The organism is Amycolatopsis sp. A133 (assembly GCF_031082405.1).
GTDB lineage: Bacteria > Actinomycetota > Actinomycetes > Mycobacteriales > Pseudonocardiaceae > Amycolatopsis.
Map to the genome: position 1 here is coordinate 384,635 of NZ_JAVHJU010000036.1, position 22,562 is coordinate 407,196.

A 22,562-nucleotide genomic window follows, 5' to 3' on the forward strand; every position below is an offset into this window, starting at 1 on the left:
GACGGTACCCGGACTTCGAACATCGACAGCCGAGGCCTACGGTCCGGAGGCGGGCGGCCGGGCGCCCGCCTCCGCCGAGCCGTCCGTCAGCGCAGCACGACGACCCGCAGCGCGGGCGAGCGCAGGATGTCGGCTTCGCAGAACCGGCCCTTCACCCACTCACCACGGCTGTAGAGCTTCGTCTGGTCACTGAAGTACGGCGACCGTGGATTGGCCGACTGCGAATACGTCAGCAGCGTCGAGGAGTCCGGGCACCCGCGCCCGTTGAACCCGACCACCTGGATGTAACTGGACCCGTGCGCGACTTCGGTGTTCCCGCGCGCCGGGTCCCACTGCGGTGTCATCACGTTCAGCACGCCGAGGAAGCCCTGTGCGCCGTGGATCGGGATGCGGTCGCCGTTGCGGGTGACGGCTTGGCCGTCCCGCAGCCGCACGTCCGGCGCCAGTCCCGCTGCGCGGAGCTCCACGATCGCGTCGCCGAACGCCTTCCGGATCCCCGGGTCCGCCGTGTTCAGCGTGTTCGGGGTGGTCAGCGGGGCCTTCGGGTCGAACGGCACGGTGAACCGCGGAAGGTTGCCCAGCCGCGTGGCGAACCGCTGGAACAGCAGCGAACCACGGCTGTCGAGCGTGTACGTGTGGTCCCAGTTCGCCAGCGCGGTGCACGCCGGGCCGACCGGTACCGGACCGGAGGACGACGGCGCCTGCCCGTCCAGGAACGACGCGCACAGCTTCGCCAGGTCCGCCGCCGCCAAGTCGGCGAAGAGGCTGTGGTCGGCGAAGAGCATCTTCTTCATCGAGCCGGTGGTGAACCCGCCCTTCTCGGCGGTGAGCAGCGCCTCCCGGGTGCGCGGACTGCGCTCGGTGGCCTGGTCGCCGACGATCCGCGGGTAGCCGGTGATCGGGGCGCGGGCGTTCGCCAGCCAGGCGCTGTCGTTCGCGTTCAGCTCGTAGTCCCGGCGCTGCTGCTGTGGCAGCCGCGACGGCGCGAAGATCCCCGGCTCCAGCGCACCCGGGTCCGAACCCCACTGGCACGACGACCGCGAACCGTCCAAAACGGGCAGTCCGTCGACGGCGAACGTCTCCCGCCCCACCGGCGTGCTGCAGTCCCGCGCCAGCTGGTCGGTGACGTGCGGGACGACCTGGATGTCGGCGTAGAGCGCGTGGCCCGCCCGGTCGGTGGCGATGGTGTTGACCCACGGCACACCCTGCGTGCGGGTGAGCGCGCCGACGACGTCGGCCGTGCTGCGGGCCTGGTTGAGTTCGAACCACGTGTTCAACCCGCGCAGGTTGGTCGCGTTGGCGTCGCGCAGCGCGTACGCCGACTTCGCCGTCCACGGCACCGGGAACCCGCCGACGTCGTTCAGCACCGGGCCGTACCGCGTTGACCAGAAGGTCCGGCGGACCGGCTCCAGCGAGCCGTCGGGCCGGCGCACCTGGACCGTGACCTCGCGGGACGTCATCTTCTCGGCCTTGCCGTCGACCAGGTACGTCGTCGGGTCCCCGGGCGTCAGCGGCACCTCGAACAGGCCGAACGTGACCGGCGTGGACACCGTGTGCGTCCAGGCCGCGTCCGCGGTGTGCCCGATCATCACGAACGGCATGCCGAGCAGGCCGGCCCCGGCGACGTCGAACCGGCCCGGGATCGTCAGCTGGCTCTGCCAGAACCGCCGTCCGTCGTGCCACGGGTAGTGCGGGTTGCCGAGCAGCACGCTGCCGCGGCCCGCCGCGGTCCCGTCGGCGCCGACGGCGATGCCGTTGCTGCCGAGCCCGCCCTTGCCGAGCCCGTCGCGCAGGCTCGCGGACAGCTGCGCGGCCGTGCCCGCGGCCGGCGAAGGAGCGCCGGACGGCGGCGCCGCGAACAGGCCTTCGGTGACGAAGCCCAGCCCGCCGGTGACCGTGATGGCGTAGAAGTGCCGGTAGAAGTCCTGTTCGGTGATCGGCCGGACCCAGTCCGCGCCGCGGCAGGCCGGGTCGGTGATGCCGGGCCGGCCGGTGCGGGCGAGGAAAGCGTTGAACCCCTTGATGTAGCCCGAAACGATCTGGCGGACCTCCGGCCGCGGTCCCAGCGGCGCGGGCCGGGCGACCAGCCGGTCGATCACGCCGGAGTCGTTGATCTGCTGGAAGAACAGGTCGCTGTGCAGGTTGTCCTTCGCCTCGGACAGCGACGGGTAGCCTGCCCCGTCCGGCCCGAAGTACCGCGACCGCTGCGCGCTCACCGTGACGTAGATCTTCGCGAGCTCGCAGACGTTGTCGGTCGCCGCCGCGTAGCCGTACCCGTAACCGAGGCCCGCGAAGTCCTTGGCGACGATGTGCGGGATGCCGTGTTCGGTGTAGCGCAGGACGGCTTTCGCGCTGCTTTCCCCGGCCGTCGCGACGCCGGTACCCAGTGTGGTGACCGACAGCGCGGCGGCGAAAACGGCCAGCGCCTTCCGGATGTGCGTCATTCGTACCCCCTTGTCGTGAGCGCCACGCTACCGACGGCGACGGCCGCCGGGTATGGGGGAAAACCCCAATGTTCGTTCACCCGCGCGCAAGCCGGCGTTGGCCGCGGCGGGATAGAAACCGCGCATGACCGAACCGACCCACCACTCCCGCCGCTCCCTGCTCAAGGCCGGGCTCACCGGCGCCTCCGCGGTCGCCGCCGGCCTCGTCGTGCCGTCCACGGCCTTCGCCGCGGTCCCGCTCGTCCGCCGCGACCGGCCGGTGCTCACTCACGGCGTCCAGTCCGGCGACGTCACGTCGGGCTCGGCGATCGTCTGGTCGCGCGCGGACCGCCCGTCGCGCTTGGTCGTCGAGATCGCGCGGGACCCGTCGTTCCGCCACGCCCGCCGGGTCCCCGGCCCGCTAGTGGGCCCGGACAGCGGCGGCACCGGCCGCGTGCGCGTCGCGGCGCTGCAGCCGGGCACCGGGTACCACTACCGCGTCACCGCCGAAGCTCTCGACGGGCGCGCCACGAGCGAGCCGCTGACCGGCCGGTTCGCCACCGCGCCGGTGGGCCGCCGCGACACCCGGATCGTGTGGTCGGGCGACGTCGTCGGCCAGAACTGGGGGATCAACCCGGACCTGGGCGGGATGACGATCTTCTCCGCGATGGCCGCCCGCTGCCCGGACCTGTTCCTGCACAGCGGCGACACGGTGTACTCCGACGGCCCGCTGACCGAGACCGTCACGCTGCCCGGCGGCCGGACCTGGCGCAACGTCGTCACACCGGAGAAGTCGAAGGTCGCCGAGACGCTGGACGAGTTCCGCGGCCAGCACGCCTACAACCGCCTCGACGACAACTTCAAGCGCTTCGCCGCGCAGGTCCCCGCCTACGTCCAGTGGGATGATCACGAAGTCTCGAACAACTGGTACCCGGGCGAGATCCTCGACAACCCGGCCTACACGGAGAAGCGCGCCGACGTCCTCGCGCCGCGGGCGTACCAGGCGTTCCACGAGTGGCACCCGATCGACTCGCGCCGGGCCGTCGACGGCCGCGTCTACCGCAGCTTCACCTACGGTTCGCGCGTCGAAGTCTTCGTCCTGGACATGCGGACCTACCGCAACGCCAACACCGCGGACCGGACGAAGCCGGGCTACATCCTCGGCGACACCCAGGCCCGCTGGCTGGCCGACGCGCTCGGCCGCAGCACGGCGACCTGGAAGATCGTCCAGGCCGACATGCCGCTGGGCCTGGTCGTCCCGGACGGCGCCGACATCGAAGCCGTCGCGAACAACCTGCCGGGCGCGCCCGGTGGCCGCGAGACCGAGCTGGCCTGGGTGCTGCGGGAGATCCAGCGGCGCCGGGTCCGCAACGTCGTCTGGCTGACCGCGGACGTCCACTACACCGCCGCGCACCACTACTCACCCGACCGGGCGGCCTTCCAGGACTTCGACCCCTTCTGGGAGTTCGTGTCCGGGCCGCTGAACGCGGGCGCGTTCGGGCCGAACGCCCTCGACCCCACCTTCGGCCCCGAGGCGGTGTTCGTGCACGCCCCGCCGTCGGCGAACACGGCCCCGATCGACGGCTTCCAGCACTTCGGCGAGCTGAACGTCGACGGCGCGAGCGGCGACCTCACGGTGGACCTGCGGGACGCGACCGGGGCGTCGCTGTGGTCGAAGACACTGCACCCGGCGGGCCGCTGAGCAGGGTCGGCTAGGCTCGCGCGCACCGAAACCCACCGCACCAATGACATCCGGGGCTTCGCCCGAGCCGGGGGCTCCGCCACCCGGACCCCCGAAAACAGTATTGAGGAGAAACACCGTCGTGACTGAACGCACGCTGGTCCTGGTCAAGCCCGATGGCGTCGCGCGCGGCCTCGTCGGCGAAGTCATCTCGCGGATCGAGCGCAAGGGCCTCAAGCTCACCGCGGTCGAGCTGCGGACCGTTCCGCAGGCGCTGGCCGAGGAGCACTACGCCGAGCACAAGGAGCGTCCGTTCTTCGGCGACCTGCTGGAGTTCATCACCTCGGGCCCGCTGGTCGCGCTCGCCGTCGAGGGCCCGCGCGCCATCGCCGCGTTCCGCCAGCTGGCCGGCGGCACCGACCCGGTCGAGAAGGCCACCCCGGGCACCATCCGCGGTGACTTCGCGCTGGAGACCCAGTACAACCTGGTACACGGCTCGGACTCGCCGGAGTCGGCCGAGCGCGAGCTGAAGCTCTGGTTCCCCGACCTGTGATCGGCACCGGGGTCGCGCACCCGCGCGACCCCGGTCCCTTGGAGCGACTATGACCACGATGCCGTTCGCGCCGCGCGGCTACCTGCCGGTGCTGGCCGAGCTGACCGGCGCGTTCGCCGAAGCGCTGCGCACGGCCGATCCGGCCGCGGCGGTGCCCGACTGCGCCGGCTGGACCGTCGCCGACCTCGCGACGCACCTGGGCAACGTGCACCGCTGGGCCGCGACGGTCGTGCGCACCGGCGAGGTGCAGCCGCAGGACTTCGCCGTCGGCCCGGGAGCCGATCTCGTGGCCTGGTACACCGAAAGCGCGCGGCTCCTGCTCGCCGAACTCGAGGCCGCCGATCCCGAAGACCCGTGCTGGCACTTCGCGGGCACCGGGAAGACCAAGGCGTTCTGGTACCGCCGCCAGGTCCACGAAACCGCCATCCACCTCGCCGACGCGGGGAGCGCCCACGTGCTCGACGCGGACGTGGCCGCGGACGGCGTCGACGAGGTCTTCGGCGCGATGCTGCCGCGCGTGACGCGGTGGCACGCCGTGCCGCAGCTGCCCGGCCCCGTCACCGTGCGCGCCACCGACACCGGTGACGTCTGGACCGTGCACCCCGGTGAGCCGCCCGCGCTGGGCCCGGCCGACGACGGCGCCGCGACCGTGGCGGCACCCGCGCGCGATCTCCTGCTGCGGCTGTGGAAGCGCTCCGGACCGGATCCGCGCGTCACCGGCGAAGCCGCCGAGGCGCTCCTCGCCGCACCGCTCACCCCGTGAGGGTGTTCTAGACCATTCAGGCGGCGTTCACCGGGAAGTCTTCCCCCGGCTGCGCTGCTGCGCTGTGCTGGTCCGGCTCACTCTCACTCGATACTGGGGTACTTGGTGAAGAAGTCGCACATCGTGCTGCCGTTCGTCGCGCTCTTCGCGACGGCGTTCGTCGCCCCCGCCCACGCCGACCCCCTCGCCGCGCCGCTCGGCACGCCGCCGGTCGAGGCCGCGCCCGCCGCGTCGTCGGCCCACGAAGGCCCGGTCGCCTTCGCCGCCGCAGACCCCGGCGACGGGCTCGTCACCGGCAGCGCGACCACCGAGGTCGCGCCCGGGCTGAACCTGACCCAGTTCGACCGGTTCGACCCGGCGGGCTGGATCCGCGGCGACACCCTCGCCGTCGACCTGGGCAGCAAGGTGCTGAAGCCGGCCTACCTGAGCCCCGGCACGGTTTCCGGGCGCACGCCGCTGTCCCAGCAGCTCGCGCGGGCGGGCGCGGTGGCCGGCGTCAACGGCGACTTCTTCGACATCAACGCCACCGGCGCGCCGATCGGCGTCGGCATCGACCGCGGGCGGCTGCAGACCGCGCCCGCGGCCGGGCACAACCTCACCGCGTCGATCACCGAAGAGGGCAAGGCCCGGCTGGCTTCGGTCTTCCTCGAGGCCACCGTGACGCTGCCCGGTGGCACGGTGCGGGCGACCAACTTCAACAGTCCCGTCCTCGAGGCGGACGCGATCGGTGTCTACACGCCGTTGTGGGGCGCTTCCGGCCGCCGGACGTCGGTGGCGGGCGCTTCGCGCGTGCGCGAGGTCGAGCTGCGCGACGGCGTCGTCACGCAGGTCCGCAGCGCGCCCGCGGACGGCCCGATCGCGGCGGGCACGACGCTGCTGCTGGCCCGTGAAGCCGGGGCGGACGCCCTTGCCGCGCTGCAGCCGGGCGACCCGGTGGGTGTCACGTACGCGCCGCGCTCGGACGCCGGGAAGATCGCGGTCGCCGTCGGCGGCAACGAGGTCCTGCTCCGCGACGGCGTCGTGCAGCCGGTCGACAACGTGGCCATGCACCCGCGGACCGCGGTCGGCTTCTCCGCCGACGGCAAGCGGATGTGGCTGGCCACTGTGGACGGACGCCAGGCCGACAGCCGCGGGATGACCGAGCTGGAGCTGGCCCGGCACCTGAAGAGCCTCGGCGCCGACGACGCGATCAACCTCGACGGCGGTGGCTCGTCGACGCTCCTCGCGCGCAACGAGGGCGAAGCCGCGCCGAGTGTCCGCAACGCGCCGTCCGACGGCGGGGAACGCCTGGTGCCCAACGGGATCGGCTTCACGACCGTGCCGGGCAGCGGCCGGCTGACCGGATTCGCTCCGACCCCGGCCGTGGCCGCGGAGGGCGCGAACCGCGTGCTGTCCGGCCTGACCCGGCACCTGGTCGCCGACGGCCACGACGAGACCGGCGCCGCGGTGGCCGCCGACCCGCGCTGGAGCACGACGGACCTCCGGCGGGCGACCGTGACGCGCGGGGTCGTCACCGGTCACCGCGCGGGTGACGTCGACGTCGTCGCGCGCTCCGGCCGGGCGTCCGGGAAGACGGCGCTTTCGGTGCTCGGCGAGCCGGTCCGGCTCGGCACCAGCACCGAGCAGGTCGCGCTGTCGGCCGCAGGCGCGCGAAGCACCTTCAAGGTTTACGGCTACGACGCCGACGGCTACGGCACCTGGCTGGAGCCCGACGACGTCAAGCTCGGCTACGACCACTCGGTCGTGCGGATCGAGCCGTCCGGCGACGGGTACGCGGTCACCGCGCTGACGTCCTCCGGCGCGACGGCGATCACCGCGACGGCCGCGGGCCTGACCACGCACCTGGCCGCGTCGGTCGGCACCGTGGCGCAGGTGGCGGCGCCGCTGGACGGTCCGGCGGGCTGGACGGCCACGGTGTTCCCGGCGGTCGTCGGCGCCGCGCTTTCGGCGGCACCCGGCCACGACGGCGGCGCCGGGCTCGCGCTGGACTACCGGCTGACCGGCACCACCGCCACGCGCGCCGCCTACGTGACGCCGGCCGCCCCGCTCGCCGTCCCGGCCGGCACGCAGAAGATCGGGCTGTGGGTGGAGGGCGACGGCAAGGGCGCGTGGCTGCGGGCGGAACTGCGCGACGCCGCGAACGTGGCGTCCATTGTGGACGTTTCGCTGAGCGTCGACTGGACGGGCTGGCGGTACGTCACCGCCGCGATCCCGGCCGGGCTGCCCGCCGGACAGCGCCTGGCGCGCTTCTACGCCGTGGAAAACGTGCCGGACCAGCAGTACGAGGGCCGGCTGGGGTTCGACGACCTGACCTTCGAAGTGGCGCCGACGACGGCCGTGCCCGCCGACCCCGCCCCGCGCGACCCGGCGCTGGTCACGGACGGCGTCGTGGCCGGTGGCCTGCGGGTCGCGGTGGTCAGCGACGCCCAGTTCACCGCGGACGATCCGGCGGGCCCGCTGGTCGCCCAGGCGCGGCGGGCGCTGCGCGAAGCCGTCGCGGCGAAACCGGACCTCGTGCTGATCAACGGCGACTTCGTCGACCGCGGCACGGCGCCCGACTTCGTGCTGGCCCGGCAGGTGATCACCGAGGAGCTCGACGGCAGGGTGCCCTGGTACTACGTGCCGGGCAACCACGAGGCCGAAGGCGGCAACGGCCTCGCGAACTTCCAGGCCGCCTTCGGGGTGACGCACCAGGTCGTCGACGTCCGCGGCATCCGGCTGGTGCTCCTGGACTCCTCCCGCGGCTCGCTGCGGGCCGGCGGGTTCGACCAGGTCCGGATGCTGCGGTCGGCGCTCGACTCCGCGGCCGCCGACCGGTCCGTGCGCGGGGTCGTCGTCGCGATGCACCACCCGGTGCAGGACCCGAGCCCGACCGGGAACTCGCAGCTCGGCGACCGGAAGGAGGCGGCGCTGCTGACCCGGTGGCTCACCGGGTTCGAGCAGGCCTCCGGCAAGCCGGCCGCCGCCGTCGCCTCGCACGCCGGTGTGTTCTCGCTGTCGCGGGTCGACGGCGTGCCGTACCTGGTCAACGGCAACTCGGGCAAGGCACCCGCGGCCGCACCCGGTGACGGCGGGTTCGTCGGCTGGACGTTGCTGCGCGTGGACCCGGCCGACCGCGGCGAGCCGGTGCGGTTCGAGACGCGGCCGAACGTCGACTCGCTGTCGCTGTCCGGGCCTTCGTCGATGGCGCCCGGCGAGCGCGCGGACGTGCGCGCCTCCGTGCGGCAGGGGACCCGGGACGTGCCGGTGTCGTACCCGGTGAGCGCGGATTGGCGGGTCGGCTGGGGGGTTGTCGCGTTCGATCCTTCGACGGGTGTGCTGAGGGCCTTGCGGCCGGGTGTCGCGCGCTTGTCGGTGACGGTCAACGGGGTGACGCGCACGCTGGTCGTGACGGTCCGCGGCTAATCCGTTCGGTTTTTGTCGGTGGTGGGTCCTATGGTGCGGAGCGTGGACGAATCGGAGGACCGGGAACCGGCACTGGTGCAGGCCAAGGCACTGGTGAAGCGCTTCGGCGGGTTCGAAGCCGTGCGCGGGATCGACGTCGAGGTGCGGCGCGGGGAGGCGTTCGGCTTCCTCGGGCCGAACGGCGCCGGCAAGTCGTCGACCATGCGGATGATCGCGTGCGTGTCGCCCCGCACGGACGGTGACCTCCGCGTGCTGGGGCTGGATCCGGAGGTGGCCGGGCCGCGGATCCGCGCGCGCCTCGGTGTGGTGCCGCAGCAGGACAACCTGGACGTCGAGCTGACGGTCCGGGAGAACCTGCTGATCTACGGCCGCTACTTCGGGCTGTCACGGGCGGCCGCGCGGCGCAAGGCCGAGGAACTGCTGGAGTTCGCCCAGCTGGGTGACCGGGCCGACGACAAGGTCGACCCGCTGTCAGGCGGTATGAAGCGGCGCCTGACGATCGCCCGCTCGCTCGTGAACGACCCGGAACTGCTGCTGCTCGACGAGCCGACGACGGGGCTCGACCCGCAGGCCCGCCACCTGCTGTGGGACCGCCTGTTCCGGCTCAAGGCCCAGGGCACGACGCTGATCGTCACGACGCACTACATGGACGAAGCCGAGCAGCTGTGCGACAGGCTGGTGGTGATGGACCACGGCCGCATCGCGGGGGCTCGCCGGCCGAGCTGATCAGGCGGTATTCGACGCGCGAGGTGGTCGAGCTCCGGTTCGCGCCGGGCGAGCAGGTCTCGGCGGCCCAGCAGGTGGAGGGGCTCGCGGAACGCGTGGAGGTGCTGCCGGACCGGGTGCTGCTGTACAGCGACGACGGCGAGGACGCATTGGAGCACGCGCATTCCCGCGGTGTGCGGCCGTTGTCGAGCCTGGTGCGCCGGAGCTCGCTGGAGGACGTGTTCCTCCGGCTCACCGGCCGGACGCTGGTCGACTGATGGCGACGATCCCGACCGGCCGCGTGGTCGGCAAGTGGCACGGCGCCTGGCTGCGCGTGGAGGGGTACTGGACCTGGTACCGCCGCCACTGGCTGTCCACTTTGTACTCCACGGGTCTGCAGCCGGTGCTCTTCCTCGCCGCGATGGGCCTCGGCTTCGGCTCGCAGGTGCAGCCGGGCGCCGTCACCGGCGGGCTGTCCTACCTGCAGTACATCGCGCCCGCGCTGCTGGCCGCCGGTGCCGCGCAGCAGGCGGTCGGCGAGTCGAGCTACCCCGTCCTCTCCGGGTTCAAGTGGCAGAAGGACTACCTGGCGGTCACGGCCACCCCGGTGTCGCCGGGCCAGGTGTTCGGCGGGCACCTCATCTGGTCGGCCCTGCGGCTGACGCTGGCGGGCGCGATCTACGCGTTCGTCGCGCTGTTCTTCGGCGCCTGGACCGGGCCGGGCGTGCTGCTGGTGGTCCTGGCGGGCACCGTCACCGGGCTCGCCTGCACCACGCCGATGGCCGCGCTGGCCGCGCGGACCTTCGACGAGGGCCAGCGCTTCGGGCTGATCTTCCGCTTCGTCGTGATGCCGATGACGTTGTTCTCCGGCACTTTCTTCCCGATCTCCCAGCTGCCGGGCGCGATCCGCTGGCTGGCCTGGCTCTCGCCGCTGTGGCACGGCACGCAGCTGGCCCGCGGCGTGAGCGTCGGCGGGGTCGGCGGCTGGGCGCTGCTCGGTCACCTCGCCGTGCTGGTGGCGTTGTTCGCGGCCGGGTGGGTGCTCGCGCACCGGGCCTTCTACCGGAGGCTGGTGGTCTGAATGGCGACCGTCGAAGCCCGTGCCGGGCTGCTGCTGCGCATCCTGCCGCCGGGGTTGTACGCGGGCCGTGCCCGCATGCTCGTCGAGCGCTCGGCCATGGTGTACCGCGGCAGCTGGCTGATCTTCCTGTCCGGCGCCGTCGAGCCGTTCCTCTACCTGCTGGCGTTCCAGCTGGGGTTCGGCAAGCTGGTCACCGAGGTGGCCGGTCCCGACGGGCACCCGATGAGCTACGTCGCGTTCGTGGCGCCGGCGCTGCTGGCGACGTCGGCGATGAACGGCGCGGTGTTCGAATCGACGTACAACCTGTTCTTCAAGCTGCGCTACGCGAAGCTGTACGACGCGATGCTGGCGACCCCGATCGGCCCGCTGGACGTGGCGTTGGGCGAGATCGGCTGGGCGATCACCCGCGGCGGCATCTACGCGGTGGCGTTCCTCGGGATCGCGGCGGCGATGGGGCTGCTGGCGTCGTGGTGGGCGCTGCTGATGGTCCCGGCGGCGCTGCTGGTGGGCTTGGCGTTCTCCGCGATCGGCATGGCACTGGTGACGTTCCTGCGCTCGACGGCCCAGTTCGACTACATCCAGCTGGGCCTGACCCCGATGTTCCTCTTCGCGACGACGTTCTACCCGCTGTCGGTGTACCCGGAACCCCTGCAGTGGGTGGTCCGCTGCCTCCCGCTGTACCACGCGATCGAGCTGATGCGCGGCCTCGCGACGGGCCTCCTGTCCGGCAGCATGCTGGTCAACCTGGCCTACCTGCTGATCCTGGGAGCGGTGGGCCTGTGGGCATCAACGCGCCGAATCGCCAAGCTCCTCCTGACGTGATGCCCCGCCAGTCACGCGAGATGCCCCGCCAGTCACGCGAGATGCCCCGCCAGTCACGCGAGATGCCCGCCCAATCACGCGAGTTCCGTCCCCGATCACGTGAGTTCCGTCTCTGATCACGCGAGTTCCGCTTCCGATCACGCGACATCCGGCTTCACGCACCGCCCGGCGGGTCACCGAGCCGGATCGGGCCGCCCGCCCGGGGCCGCCACCGGCGGCACCGTCACCATGCCGTGCCCGTAGAACCCGTTGTAACCCTCGTACCCCGCGCAGTAAGCGTCCTGGAGCCCGTCCCCGGTCAGGTCGTAGTCGGCCGGGCACGGCATCGCCGTCGCCTGCGCCTCGAGCGTCCGCCGCAGCTGCCGCGGCCGGGCGTCCGGAGCCGCGGACGCCAGCAGCGCCAGCACCCCGGTGACGTGCGGCGCGGCCATCGACGTCCCGCACAGCGGCGCGTACCCGCCCGGCACCGTCGAGAGCACGCACTCGCCCGTCTCCCCGCCGGGCGCCGTGATGTCGATCACGCCGAGTCCGTACGAGCTGTAACCCGCCTTCATCCGGTCGGCGCCGACGGCGGACACCGCGACGACGTCCCGCAGGCCGGCCGGCAGGGCTTCGCAGCCGGAGCCCGCCCCGGCCGAGCCCGAACGCGCCGACGGCGTCAGGTCCACCGCTTCGTTGGTCGCCGCCGCGACGTTCAACGTCCCCGCCGACGTGCTGTGCTCGACCGCTCGGGCCAGTACCTCGTGCACCACCCCGCGGTCGTTGCCGCGGATGCACGACAGCGTCCACGGGTTGACGAAGAAACTGCTGTTCGTCAGCCGCAGGTGGCGTGAGGCAGCCCACATCAGGCCGCACACCGCGGCTTCGGGGTCGGCGTAGCCGCGGTCGTCGATCACCTTCACCGAGGCCACCCGGACCCCGGGCGCCACACCCGTCACGCCGCGGCCGTCAGCGGCGGCCGCGATGATCCCCGCCACGTGCGTTCCGTGCACCGACGTCGTCGGCGCCCAGGCCGCCGGCGACCGGTCGGGGGCGCCGGTCAGGCAGCCGGCGGAGTCGGCGCGGTCGAGGGCGTCGCTCAGGTCCGGGTGGTCCGGGTCGATGCCGGAGTCGAGCACGCCGACGACGACGTCGCGGCGCCCGTCCGAACCGCGGCGTGACCGGCTCGCGTTGATCATCCGCATGTCCCACTGCCGCGCGCTCAGGTCCGCAGCGGGCACCTTCGCGCGGTCGGTTGCGGGCAGCGTCGCCCGCGTGGGCTGCGGTTTGACCTCGGTCGCGCGCTGCGCGGCCAGCCGCTCGGCCTGGGCGCTGAACGCCCGGTCGAGCCCGATCCGCGCGCCGAAGCCCGGGTCGCCGGAGGTGGCGACGGCGACGGCGATCTGGGGGTAGTAGACGGTGGTGGCCCCGCAGGCGCCGCCGATCTCCGCGCGGGCCGCGGCCTCGGTGGTGCCGCGGTCGAACGTGACGACGTAGCGCAGGGCCCGGCCGTGGGCGCAGGCGGGCTCGCCCGCCGCCGCCGGACCGGCGGTGACGCATCCCGAAAGCACCAGGACGGTGCACACGGCCGCCCGCAGGGGCCGCGCCAGCAGGGACACCGGACCTCCCACCGGATGCAGGAACCGCGGGTGCCGGCGCGCGAGATCCCGGTCACCCCGAGCCGCACCGTAGCCACCCCGTGCCCGGCGGACAAGCGCTGCGGCGAAGTTCCCCCGGCCGTGGGGTGGTGGCGGCCGGTACGGCACGCCCGGGTGCCTGCGGGAGGTACCGAGTACACCGGAGTGGTCACCCGGTGTGGGATACTCGGGGTGGCCGCTGGGCCGTGGGGCGCATGTGAGAGGTGCTGCCTGCGGCGTTGTGGCCCGGTGGATGTGCATGAACTCCCGCGACGCGCGTCGCTGCCCGGGAACCGGGCGGCTGGACGACGTGGCGGGTGGTCCGGGGGCCGCGAGTGCCTTACGCACGCCGCCGAGCAGACCTTTGACCGGGTTGCGTCCCATCGGCAGCGGTGGTGCGGCGCCCGGTCGTCGGGCAAGGATTCCCGCCGCTGGTGACCACCACGGCGGAACGAACAGAAAGGGGCCCCTGCGCGGCCGCGTCCCTGCCGGTGCGAACCGGCAGACGCGCCCGGGGGCGGAGGAGACACATGTCGAACGCGGAAACACCCGCCGAGCACACCGGCGGGAATCCCGCCACACCCACGGGCGGCCCCCTGGCCGACCTGCCGCCCCGGATCCGGGTGCACGCGCTGGCCAAGCTGCTCGAGTCGCACAGCCGGGACGTCCTCGCGAAGCTGGTCGAGCTGGGTGAAAGCGTGCGCAGCGCGCAGTCGAGCGTGACCAGGGAAGTGGCGCTCAAGGTGGCCGAGGCCTTCGCGCCCGCCGACACCGGTGACGCGGATGACACCGCCGCCGGGCAGAGCGAGCCGGCTGCGGCCCCCGAAGCGCCGGAGGCCCCCGCGGCCGCTCGCCCGCCGGTGCCCGAAGTGCCCGAAACGCCCGAGGTGCCGGTCGCCGAGGCCGAGAAGCCGCGCCCGCGCCAGAAGACCCGCGCGCACCTGCCGGTGTTCGCCGCGCCGTCGCCCGTCTTCCTGCCGCCGGAGCCGCCGGAACCCGCGGCCAAGCCGGCCCGCAAGCCCGCCGACCCGTTCGCGGAGCCGCCGTCGCGCCCCGAGCCCGAGGTGGCCGAGGACGAGATCGAGGACACCGCGCCCGGCACCGACGCCGATGACGACGGCGAGGACGCCGGCAGCCGCCGTCGCCGCCGCCGTGGCCGTCGCGGCCGTGGCCGGGGCAAGGGCGCCGATGGTGGCGACGAGACCACCGAAAGCGAAGACGACCAGGTCGAGGAGCCGCAGCCCCAGCCGCGCCGCAAGGGCCGCAACGGGGACGAAAAGCCCGAAGCGGAGGTCGAGGAGCCCGAGGACGCCACCGCGGAGACCGACGACGCCGACGCCGATGCCGACGGCGAGGGGGGCACCAGGCGCCGTCGCCGCCGCCGTCGCCGCAAGGGCTCGGACGGCGAAGACGCCGAGGCCACCGTCACCGACGACCCGCCGAACACGGTCACGCACGTCCGCCAGGCCAAGGCCGAGGCCGTCGAGCGCCCGGCGCGCGACGAGGTGCGCAGCGTCCGCGGGTCGACCCGGCTCGAGGCCAAGCGCCAGCGCCGCCGTGACGGCCGCGAGGCGGGCCGCCGCCGCGCCCCGATCCTGTCCGAGGCCGAGTTCCTGGCCCGGCGCGAGTCGGTCGAGCGCACGATGGTCGTCGCCGAGCACGGCGACTCCACCCAGATCGCGGTGCTCGAGGACGGCGTCCTCGTCGAGCACTTCGTGACGCAGTCGGGCTCCGGCTCGATCGTCGGCAACGTCTACCTCGGCCGCGTCCAGAACGTGCTGCCCAGCATGGAAGCCGCGTTCATCGACATCGGCCGCGGCCGCAACGCCGTGCTGTACGCCGGCGAGGTCGACTGGGACTCCGCCGGCCTGGAGGGCAAGGCCCGCAAGATCGAGCAGGCGCTCTCGACCGGCGACTCGGTGCTGGTCCAGGTGACCAAGGACCCGGTCGGGCACAAGGGCGCCCGGCTGACCACGCAGATCTCGCTGCCCGGCCGCTTCCTCGTCTACGTGCCCGCGGGCGGCGCCACCGGCATCTCCCGCAAGCTGCCGGAGAACGAGCGCCGCCGGCTCAAGGACATCCTCAAGCGGATCGTCCCGGAGGACGCGGGTGTCATCATCCGCACCGCCTCCGAGGGCATCGGCGAGGAGGAGCTGGGCCGCGACGTCGACCGCCTGAAGGCGCAGTGGGACGTCATCAAGGAGAAGGCCGCCGCCGGTTCCGGCAAGAAGGGCGGCGCGCCGACCATGCTCTACGAAGAGCCCGACCTGCTGGTCAAGGTCGTGCGTGACCTCTTCACCGAGGACTTCACCAAGCTGGAGATCCAGGGCAACCGGTCCTGGGAGACGATCAACGGCTACGTCAGCCACGTCGCGCCGGAGCTCACCGAGCGCCTCCGGCGCTACACCGGCACCGGCGACGCGTTCGCCGACCACCGGATCGACGAGCAGATCACCAAGGCCCTCGACCGGAAGGTCTGGCTGCCCAGCGGCGGTTACCTGGTCATAGACCGCACCGAGGCGATGACGGTGATCGACGTCAACACCGGCAAGTTCACCGGATCGGGTGGCAACCTCGAGGAGACGGTGACCCGCAACAACCTGGAGTCGGCGGAGGAGATCGTCCGCCAGCTCCGGCTGCGGGACATCGGCGGCATCATCGTGATCGACTTCATCGACATGGTGCTCGAGTCCAACCGCGAGCTGGTGCTGCGCCGCCTCACCGAGTGCCTCGGCCGCGACCGCACGCGCCACCAGGTGGCCGAGGTCACCTCGCTCGGCCTGGTGCAGATGACCCGCAAGAAGATCGGCACCGGCCTGCTGGAGGCGTTCTCGGCGCCGTGCGAGCACTGCAAGGGCCGGGGCGTGGTCGTCTCGACCGAGCTGCAGCGCACGGCGAACAACTCGTCCTCGCACGGTGGCGGGAACGGCGGCGGTGGCAACGGCGGCGGTGGCAACGGCGGCGGTGGCAACGGCGGCGGTGGCGGCGGGGAGAAGAGCTCCCGCCGGTCGCGGGGCCGCGGCAAGAGCGAGGAAGCCGCCAAGGAGCAGCCCGAAGCCGCGAAGGCCGAGGTGCACGCGGTGCCGCCGCCGGAGCGGCGCGAGTCGATCGCGTCCGCGGTGGCGGCGGTGGCCAACGCCGCGAAGGCGGCCAAGGAGCACGACCACGGTGCCCTGAACGGCAACGGGCCCGTCCCGGAGCCGGCCAGGGAGGTCGCGGACGTCCCGGCGACCACGGAGGCGGACGAGATGCCGGTGGCGGCCGAACCGCCCGCCGAGCCCGCCCAGGAGGTCGCCGGCACCCCGGTGACCACCGAGGCGGACGAGGTGCCGGTGCCGCTGAACGAGGAGCCCGAGGTCGAGCAGTCCCCGGCTCCGGAACCGGCGGAGGAGCCGGTCACCGGCTCGGCGGAGCCGGTCACCGAACCCGAGGTCAGCGTGCCCGAACCGGCCGTGCGCTCCACCCGGCGCCGTCCGCGCCGGGCGGCGTCGCGGCCGGCGGGCCCGCCGGTGCACGCCTCCGACCAGAGCAAGTGAACAACTAGGGGGACCCCGGTGGTAACGCACCGGGGCACCCCACGTAACCTGTAGTACGGCCTGCCACCAGAGCAGGTCGTCTGCGCGAGTCCAGGACCGCCTTCCCGGAGGTGGGCCGATCGCGCGGAGCCCCCACCCATTGTCGAGTAATGCAGGAGACTTCCGTGTCGGCGTACGCGATCGTCAAGACCGGCGGCAAGCAGTACAAGGTGGCCGTCGGCGACGTCGTCGAGGTCGAGAAGCTCGAGGGCGAGCCGGGCACCGAGCACATCCTCCCCGCCGTTTTGTACGTCGACGGTGGCGATGTCACCACGGACGCCGACGCGTTGGCGAAGGTCTCGGTCACCGGCAAGGTCGTCGAGCAGACCAAGGGCCCCAAGATCCGGATCCACAAGTTCAAGAACAAGACGGGCTACCACAAGCGTCAGGGTCACCGGCAGAAGCTGACCCGCGTCGAGGTCACCGCCATCTCCCTCTAAGGGCTTTTCCGGATCTTCGTTCAGAAAGAGGATTGAGCTATGGCTCACAAGAAGGGTGCGTCCAGCTCCCGCAACGGTCGTGACTCGAACGCGCAGCGCCTCGGCGTCAAGCGCTACGGCGGCCAGGAAGTCAGCGCCGGCGAGATCCTGATCCGCCAGCGCGGCACCAAGTTCCACCCCGGCGTGAACGTCGGCCGTGGCGGCGACGACACGCTGTTCGCCCTGGCCGCCGGTGCGGTCCAGTTCGGCGAGAAGCGCGGCCGCAAGACGGTCAACATCGTCGTGCCGGTCGAAGCCTGAGTTTCGGCTTCGAGCTAGACCTCTGACGAGGGGTGGGGCCGGAATATCCGGTGCCACCCCTCGTTTGTTTTGTTCGTACCTTTTCGTTGAGTGAAAGAGGCAAAGTCATGGCGTCCCGGTTCGTGGACCGCGCGGTCATCCACCTGACCGCCGGTGACGGGGGCAACGGCTGCGCCTCGGTGCACCGCGAGAAGTTCAAGCCCCTCGGCGGCCCCGACGGCGGCAACGGCGGCAACGGCGGCGACGTCCTGCTGGTCGTCGACCCGAACGTGCACACGCTGCTCGACTTCCACTTCCGCCCGCACGCCAAGGCGGGCAGCGGCAAGATGGGCCAGGGCGGCAACCGCGCGGGCGCGGCGGGGGAGACCCTGATCATGAAGGTGCCGTCCGGCACCGTCGTGTTCACCGAAGACGGCGAGATGGTCGCCGACCTGATCGGTCCCGGCACCACGTTCGTCGCCGCCCAGGGTGGCCGCGGCGGGCTCGGCAACGCCGCCCTGTCGTCGAAGGCCCGCAAGGCGCCCGGGTTCGCGCTGCTGGGCGAGCCCGGCGAAACCCGCAACCTCGTCCTGGAGCTGCGCTCGGTCGCCGACGTCGGCCTGCTCGGGTTCCCGTCCGCCGGCAAGTCGTCGCTGATCTCGGTGCTGTCCGCGGCCAAGCCGAAGATCGCCGACTACCCGTTCACCACGCTGGTGCCGAACCTCGGTGTCATCACCGGCGGCGACACGGTGTTCACGATGGCCGACGTGCCCGGCCTCATCCCCGGCGCGTCCGAGGGCAAGGGCCTGGGCCTCGACTTCCTCCGCCACATCGAGCGCTGCGCGGTGCTGGTGCACGTCGTCGACTGCGCGACGCTGGAGCCGGGCCGCGACCCCGTGTCCGATGTGGACGCTCTGGAGGCGGAGCTCGCGAAGTACACGCCGAGTCTCGGTGGAAAGCTCGAAGAACGTCCCCGCGTTGTCGTCCTCAACAAGATCGACGTGCCGGAGGCCGCCGAACTCGCCGAGTTCGTCCGGTCCGACTTCGAAGCCCGCGGCCTGCAGGTGTTCGAGGTCTCGACGGCCTCCCGCAAGGGCCTGCGGGAGCTGACCTTCGCGCTCGCCGCAGTCGTCGACAAGTACCGCGAAGCGCAGCCGGTGCTGGAGCCGGAGAAGATCGTCCTGCGGCCGCTCGCCGTCGACGACTCCGGCTTCACCGTCGAGGTCGACCCGGAGGAAGAGGGCGCCTTCATCGTGCGCGGCCCCCGGCCGGAGCGGTGGATCCGCCAGACCGACTTCGGCAACGACGAGGCCGTCGGTTACCTCGCCGACCGGCTCGAGCGCCTCGGCGTCGAGGAGAAGCTGGCGAAGCTGGGCGCGAGGCCCGGCAGCCCCGTCACGATCGGCGACGTCCAGTTCGATTGGGAGCCGTCGACGCCGAGCGTCGCGATGCACCTGTCCGGGCGCGGCACCGATGTCCGGCTGGAGCGCAGCGACCGGATCGGCGCGTCCGAGCGCAAGGAGGCCCGCCGGGTCCGGCGGGCGGGCTCGGACGAGCTGGAGGACGACCTGGACGTCGAAGAGTGAGCGGCACCCGCGAAGCCATCGCGGCCGCGCGGCGGCTGGTCGTCAAGGTCGGGTCGTCGGCGCTGACCACGGCGGGCAGCGGGCTCGACGCGGCCCGGCTGGACGCACTGGTCGACGCGATCGCCGAGCGGGTCGCCCGGGATACCCAGATCGTGCTGGTGTCCTCCGGCGCGATCGGCGCCGGGCTGGCCCCGCTCTCGCTGGGCAAGCGCCCGCACGACCTCGCGACGCAGCAGGCGGCGGCGAGCGTCGGCCAGCTGGCGCTGGCGCACGCGTACGCCGAGTCGTTCGGGCGGTACTCGCTGACGGTCGGGCAGGTGCTGCTCACCTCCGACGACGTCGTCCGCCGTTCGCACTACCGCAACGCGCAGCGGACGTTTTCGCGCCTGCTGGCGCTCGGCGCAGTCCCGGTGGTCAACGAGAACGACACGGTGGCGACCGAAGAAATCCGCTTCGGCGACAACGACCGCCTGGCGGCCCTGGTGGCCCACCTGATCGGCGCGGACGCGCTGGTCCTGCTGTCCGATGTGGACGGACTGTACGACGGCGACCCCCGCGGCGGCGCGACGCGCAAGCTGACGGAAGTCCTGTCGGAGTCCGATGTGGACGGAATCTCGGTCGGCATGTCCAGCTCGGGCCTGGGCACGGGTGGCATGGTGTCCAAGCTCGCGGCGGCCCGGACGGCCGCGGGGGCCGGCATCCCCGTGCTGCTGGCGGCGGCTTCGGAAGCCTCGGCGGCGTTGACGTCCGCTTCACCGGGCACAGCGTTCGCCCCGGCGGACACGCGCTTGTCGGCCCGCAGGTTCTGGCTGGGCTACGCGGCAGGCACAACGGGCAAGCTCCGCCTCGACGACGGCGCGGTCTCGGCCGTGGTCCGCCGCCGCAGATCCCTCCTGGCGGCGGGCATAACGGGCGTGGACGGCGAATTCCAGGCCGGCGACGTGGTCGACCTGGTGGACGCGAAGGACCGCCCGGTGGCCCGCGGAGTGGTGGCGTTCGACGCAACGGAGCTCCCGGACCTGATCGGCCGATCAACGCACGAGCTCCCGGCCGAGCAACGCCGAGAGGTAGTCCACGCCGACGACCTCGTCCCCCTCCGCCGCTGACGCCCGCGCTTCATGCCCGCCCAATCACGCGAGATGCCCGCCCAATCACGCGTGATGCCCCTTCAGTCACGCGTGATGCCCTTTCGAGCCCATGATCTTGCCGGTTACGGTGCCTCGACCGCCGAGATCCGGTAGCGCGCCACCCTCGCGTCGAGGATCCGCGACGCCTGCTCGTCCGACGGCCCCGACCCGCGGAAGCCCTCGAGGTCTTCATCGGACTCCCAGCGTTCGTGCACGGTCACCCGGCCGGGGTCCAGCAGGTCGGCACCCAGCGCGTACTCCAGGCAGCCGGGTGCCTCCCGCGCGAGGCGGACGGCTTCGGCGCACCCGGCCAAGTAGGCGTCGCGATCTTCGGGAGCGACCGCGAGCCAGCCGGCGACGATGATCATGTCGAGCTGATCCGATCCGGTTTGATCGTGAGCAGCAGCCGCGTCTGGTCCCGGCCGCCCCACCACGGGTACGGACCGCCGAGGTAGCGCTGCGCCAGCTTCTCGATGTGTTCGACGGCGCCGTCCTCGGTCATCTCGATGACCTGCCCGCGGATCGCGAAGTAGCGCGACGGCTGGTCGCGGTCGGCGACGTTGAGCGCCACCCGCGGGTCGCGGGCGATGTTGCGCTGCTTCTGGTGGCCCAGCACGGTGTTGACGAGGATGTGCGTTCCGTCGGTGTCCACCCAGGTCTGGGTGAGCTGCGGCGAGCCGTCGGGCATCAGCGTCGACATGAAGCAGAGGCTGGGCTCGCGCAACAGAGCGAGCAGATCGCCGGGCAGTTCCACAGTGGTCTCCCGCTAGAGCTGGTCGGGCGCTTCGATGCCGAGCAGGGAAAGCCCGAGCACGAGCGTGTGCGACGTCAGCGTAGTCAACCTCAGCCGCGACGCGCGCAGCGACGGCGAAGACGCTTTCAGGACCGGACATTCCTCGAAGAACCGCGAAAAAGCGACCGCGGTCTCGTACAGGTACGTACACAGCTTGTGCGGCGCGTACCCGCTCGTCGCCGCCTTCAGTGCTTCACCGAACCGAAGCAGCTTCAGCGCCAGCGCGCGTTCTGCCGGCGCTTCGAGCACCACCTGGCTGCCCTCGGGCGGGCCGCCCGCCTTCCGGAGGATCGACTGCGTCCGCGCGTGGGCGTACTGGAGGTACACCGAGGTGTTGCCCTCCTTGGCCAGCATGCGGTCCCAGGCGAAGACGTAGTCGCGCTCGCGGTCGCCGGACAGGTCCGCGTACTTGACCGCGCCGATGCCGACCGCGCGGGCGACTTCGGTCTGCCCCGCCGCGTCGAGCTCACTGCGTTCGGCGACGACCGCGGCGGCCTGCGTCACGGCTTCGGTGAGCAGGTCGGCCAGCTTGACCGTCTCGCCGGCCCGGGTCCGCATGGCCTTGCCGTCCGCGCCCAGCACCGTGCCGAAGCCGATGTGCTCGGCGTGCCCGGTCAGCCAGCCCGCCGCGCGGCAGGTGGCGAACAGCATCGCGAAGTGCTGCGCCTGCGGCGTCCCGACGACGTAGAGCAGGTCGGTGGCGCCGCGCTCGGCCGTCCAGTACCGGAGGGTCGCGAGATCCGTGGCGGCGTACCCGTAGCCGCCGTCACGCTTGCGGACGATCAGCGGCAGCCGGTCGCCCTCGCGGTTGCGGAACCCTTCGGGGAACACGCAGACCGCGCCGTCGCTGACTTCCGTCAGGCCGGCTTTCTCGAGGTCGTCGACCACGGTGGCGAGGTGGGGATTGTAGAAGCTTTCGCCGTAGATGTCCTTGTCCGTCAGGGAAATCCCGAGCAGGGCGTAGACCTCGTTGAAGTGCCGGGTCGACTCGTCGACGAGTTCCTGCCAGACGGCGAGGGTCTCTTCGTGGCCGCTCTGCAGCTTGACGACGCGGGTGCGCGCCCGCGTCGCGAACGCTTCGTCGCTGTCGAACTTCTGACGCGCTTCGCGGTAGAAGGCGTCGAGGTCGGCGATTGCCCGCTGCCCGGCGGAGACGTCGAGGAGGTGCTCGATGAGCATGCCGAACGGCGTGCCCCAGTCGCCGAGGTGGTTGTGCGGCAGCACTTCGTGGCCGGCGAACCGCAGCAGGCGGGCGAGCGCGTCGCCGATCACGGACGAGCGCAGGTGGCCGACGTGCATTTCCTTGGCCACGTTCGGGCTGCTGTAGTCGAGCGCGATCCGCCGGGGCGCCGTGGTTTCCGGCACGCCGAGACGCGGATCGCCGAGCAGTGCGGCGGTGCGCGCTTCGAGCCATTCCCCGCGCAGCACGAAGTTCAGGAACCCCGGTCCGGCGACTTCCGGCGGATCGGCGATCCCGTCGAGCTCCAGCGCCCCGGCGATCAGCCCGGCGACCTCGCGCGGCGGGCGGCCGAGCCGCTTGCCCAGGCTCATCGCGAGGTTGGCCTGGTAGTCGACGCCGTCGCGCGGCGACGCCTGGACCAGCGCCTGCTCCGGCGTCAGTTCGACGTCCAGTGCCCGGCCGGCGGCGGTCACCACGCGGCGCGCCAGCTCCTCGGTAACGTCGGCGGTCTGCACGGTGTCCCTCCTTCGGCT

Annotated in this window: 16 protein-coding genes and 1 pseudogene; 12 read left to right on the forward strand and 5 right to left on the reverse strand. The window is 72.5% G+C overall.

What is annotated here, in order from left to right; all coding sequences use genetic code 11:
• Positions 1–86: 86 nt before the first annotated feature.
• Positions 87–2,444: a penicillin acylase family protein gene (locus Q5425_RS24620; RefSeq protein ID WP_308674658.1), complete on the reverse strand. Its 2,358-nt coding sequence runs from the start codon at positions 2,442–2,444 to the stop codon at positions 87–89.
• 124 nt (positions 2,445–2,568) lie between these two features.
• Between Q5425_RS24620 and Q5425_RS24625 the strand changes: the two genes are divergently transcribed.
• The 7 genes and pseudogenes from Q5425_RS24625 (at position 2,569) to Q5425_RS24655 (ending at position 11,433) form a co-directional block, all read left to right on the forward strand.
• Entirely contained in the window at positions 2,569–4,125 is a 1,557-nt protein-coding gene (locus Q5425_RS24625; RefSeq protein ID WP_308674659.1) for an alkaline phosphatase D family protein, read from the forward strand.
• A 121-nt stretch (positions 4,126–4,246) separates the two neighbouring features.
• Entirely contained in the window at positions 4,247–4,657 is a 411-nt protein-coding gene (ndk, locus tag Q5425_RS24630; protein ID WP_308674660.1) for a nucleoside-diphosphate kinase, read from the forward strand.
• A 49-nt stretch (positions 4,658–4,706) separates the two neighbouring features.
• Positions 4,707–5,420, forward strand: a complete 714-nt coding sequence (locus tag Q5425_RS24635) for a maleylpyruvate isomerase family mycothiol-dependent enzyme (protein WP_308674661.1) — start codon at positions 4,707–4,709, stop codon at positions 5,418–5,420.
• 123 nt (positions 5,421–5,543) lie between these two features.
• Complete coding sequence (locus tag Q5425_RS24640) at positions 5,544–8,825, forward strand: phosphodiester glycosidase family protein (protein WP_308674739.1); 3,282 nt, start codon at positions 5,544–5,546, stop codon at positions 8,823–8,825.
• A gap of 30 nt (positions 8,826–8,855) precedes the next feature.
• Positions 8,856–9,808: pseudogene (locus Q5425_RS24645) on the forward strand (ABC transporter ATP-binding protein).
• The gene (locus tag Q5425_RS24650) at positions 9,808–10,611 is read left to right on the forward strand and encodes an ABC transporter permease (RefSeq protein ID WP_308674662.1); all 804 of its coding nucleotides are present in this window, start codon (positions 9,808–9,810) and stop codon (positions 10,609–10,611) included. Before Q5425_RS24645 ends, Q5425_RS24650 begins: the two are co-directional and overlap by 1 nt.
• Entirely contained in the window at positions 10,612–11,433 is an 822-nt protein-coding gene (locus Q5425_RS24655; protein ID WP_308674663.1) for an ABC transporter permease, read from the forward strand.
• Between the two features lie 173 nt (positions 11,434–11,606).
• Here Q5425_RS24655 and Q5425_RS24660 read toward each other — a convergent pair whose 3' ends face one another.
• A complete protein-coding gene (locus Q5425_RS24660) occupies positions 11,607–13,031 on the reverse strand; it encodes a S8 family serine peptidase (RefSeq protein ID WP_308674664.1) in 1,425 nt (474 codons plus the stop codon).
• A 548-nt stretch (positions 13,032–13,579) separates the two neighbouring features.
• Between Q5425_RS24660 and Q5425_RS24665 the strand changes: the two genes are divergently transcribed.
• The 5 genes from Q5425_RS24665 to proB all read left to right on the forward strand — a co-directional run bounded on the left by Q5425_RS24665 (position 13,580) and on the right by proB (position 20,035).
• Entirely contained in the window at positions 13,580–16,585 is a 3,006-nt protein-coding gene (locus tag Q5425_RS24665) for a translation initiation factor IF-2 N-terminal domain-containing protein (protein WP_308674665.1), read from the forward strand.
• A 164-nt stretch (positions 16,586–16,749) separates the two neighbouring features.
• On the forward strand, positions 16,750–17,064 hold the full coding sequence (gene rplU, locus Q5425_RS24670) for a 50S ribosomal protein L21 (protein WP_003067132.1): 315 nt from the start codon (positions 16,750–16,752) through the stop codon (positions 17,062–17,064).
• Positions 17,065–17,103: 39 nt separating this feature from the next.
• On the forward strand, positions 17,104–17,364 hold the full coding sequence (gene rpmA / locus Q5425_RS24675; protein WP_308674666.1) for a 50S ribosomal protein L27: 261 nt from the start codon (positions 17,104–17,106) through the stop codon (positions 17,362–17,364).
• Positions 17,365–17,471: 107 nt separating this feature from the next.
• Entirely contained in the window at positions 17,472–18,929 is a 1,458-nt protein-coding gene (obgE, locus tag Q5425_RS24680; RefSeq protein ID WP_308674667.1) for a GTPase ObgE, read from the forward strand.
• Positions 18,926–20,035 carry a glutamate 5-kinase gene (gene proB, locus Q5425_RS24685; RefSeq protein WP_308674668.1) on the forward strand — a complete coding sequence of 370 codons (1,110 nt, stop codon included), beginning with the start codon at positions 18,926–18,928 and terminating at the stop codon, positions 20,033–20,035. Before obgE ends, proB begins: the two co-directional genes overlap by 4 nt.
• 104 nt (positions 20,036–20,139) lie before the next feature.
• Here proB and Q5425_RS24690 read toward each other — a convergent pair whose 3' ends face one another.
• Genes Q5425_RS24690 through argS form a run of 3 tightly spaced genes read right to left on the reverse strand, consistent with a single transcriptional unit; the run spans position 20,140 to position 22,544 of the window.
• Positions 20,140–20,424: an antibiotic biosynthesis monooxygenase family protein gene (locus Q5425_RS24690; RefSeq protein WP_308674669.1), complete on the reverse strand. Its 285-nt coding sequence runs from the start codon at positions 20,422–20,424 to the stop codon at positions 20,140–20,142.
• The gene (locus Q5425_RS24695) at positions 20,421–20,810 is read right to left on the reverse strand and encodes a PPOX class F420-dependent oxidoreductase (protein ID WP_308674670.1); all 390 of its coding nucleotides are present in this window, start codon (positions 20,808–20,810) and stop codon (positions 20,421–20,423) included. The genes Q5425_RS24690 and Q5425_RS24695 overlap by 4 nt, the downstream gene beginning before the upstream one ends.
• A gap of 12 nt (positions 20,811–20,822) precedes the next feature.
• On the reverse strand, positions 20,823–22,544 hold the full coding sequence (argS, locus tag Q5425_RS24700; RefSeq protein ID WP_308674671.1) for an arginine--tRNA ligase: 1,722 nt from the start codon (positions 22,542–22,544) through the stop codon (positions 20,823–20,825).
• Positions 22,545–22,562: the final 18 nt, after the last annotated feature.

Bases quoted from the DNA above. Each gene is read 5' to 3' on its own strand.
- Q5425_RS24620 (WP_308674658.1), bottom strand. From the start codon at position 2,444: ATGACGCACATCCGGAAGGCGCTGGCCGTTTTCGCCGCCGCGCTGTCG.
- Q5425_RS24625 (WP_308674659.1), top strand. From the start codon at position 2,569: ATGACCGAACCGACCCACCACTCCCGCCGCTCCCTGCTCAAGGCCGGG.
- Q5425_RS24635 (WP_308674661.1), top strand. From the start codon at position 4,707: ATGACCACGATGCCGTTCGCGCCGCGCGGCTACCTGCCGGTGCTGGCC.
- Q5425_RS24650 (WP_308674662.1), top strand. From the start codon at position 9,808: ATGGCGACGATCCCGACCGGCCGCGTGGTCGGCAAGTGGCACGGCGCC.
- Q5425_RS24655 (WP_308674663.1), top strand. From the start codon at position 10,612: ATGGCGACCGTCGAAGCCCGTGCCGGGCTGCTGCTGCGCATCCTGCCG.
- Q5425_RS24665 (WP_308674665.1), top strand. From the start codon at position 13,580: ATGTCGAACGCGGAAACACCCGCCGAGCACACCGGCGGGAATCCCGCC.
- rpmA (WP_308674666.1), top strand. From the start codon at position 17,104: ATGGCTCACAAGAAGGGTGCGTCCAGCTCCCGCAACGGTCGTGACTCG.
- obgE (WP_308674667.1), top strand. From the start codon at position 17,472: ATGGCGTCCCGGTTCGTGGACCGCGCGGTCATCCACCTGACCGCCGGT.
- Q5425_RS24690 (WP_308674669.1), bottom strand. From the start codon at position 20,424: ATGATCATCGTCGCCGGCTGGCTCGCGGTCGCTCCCGAAGATCGCGAC.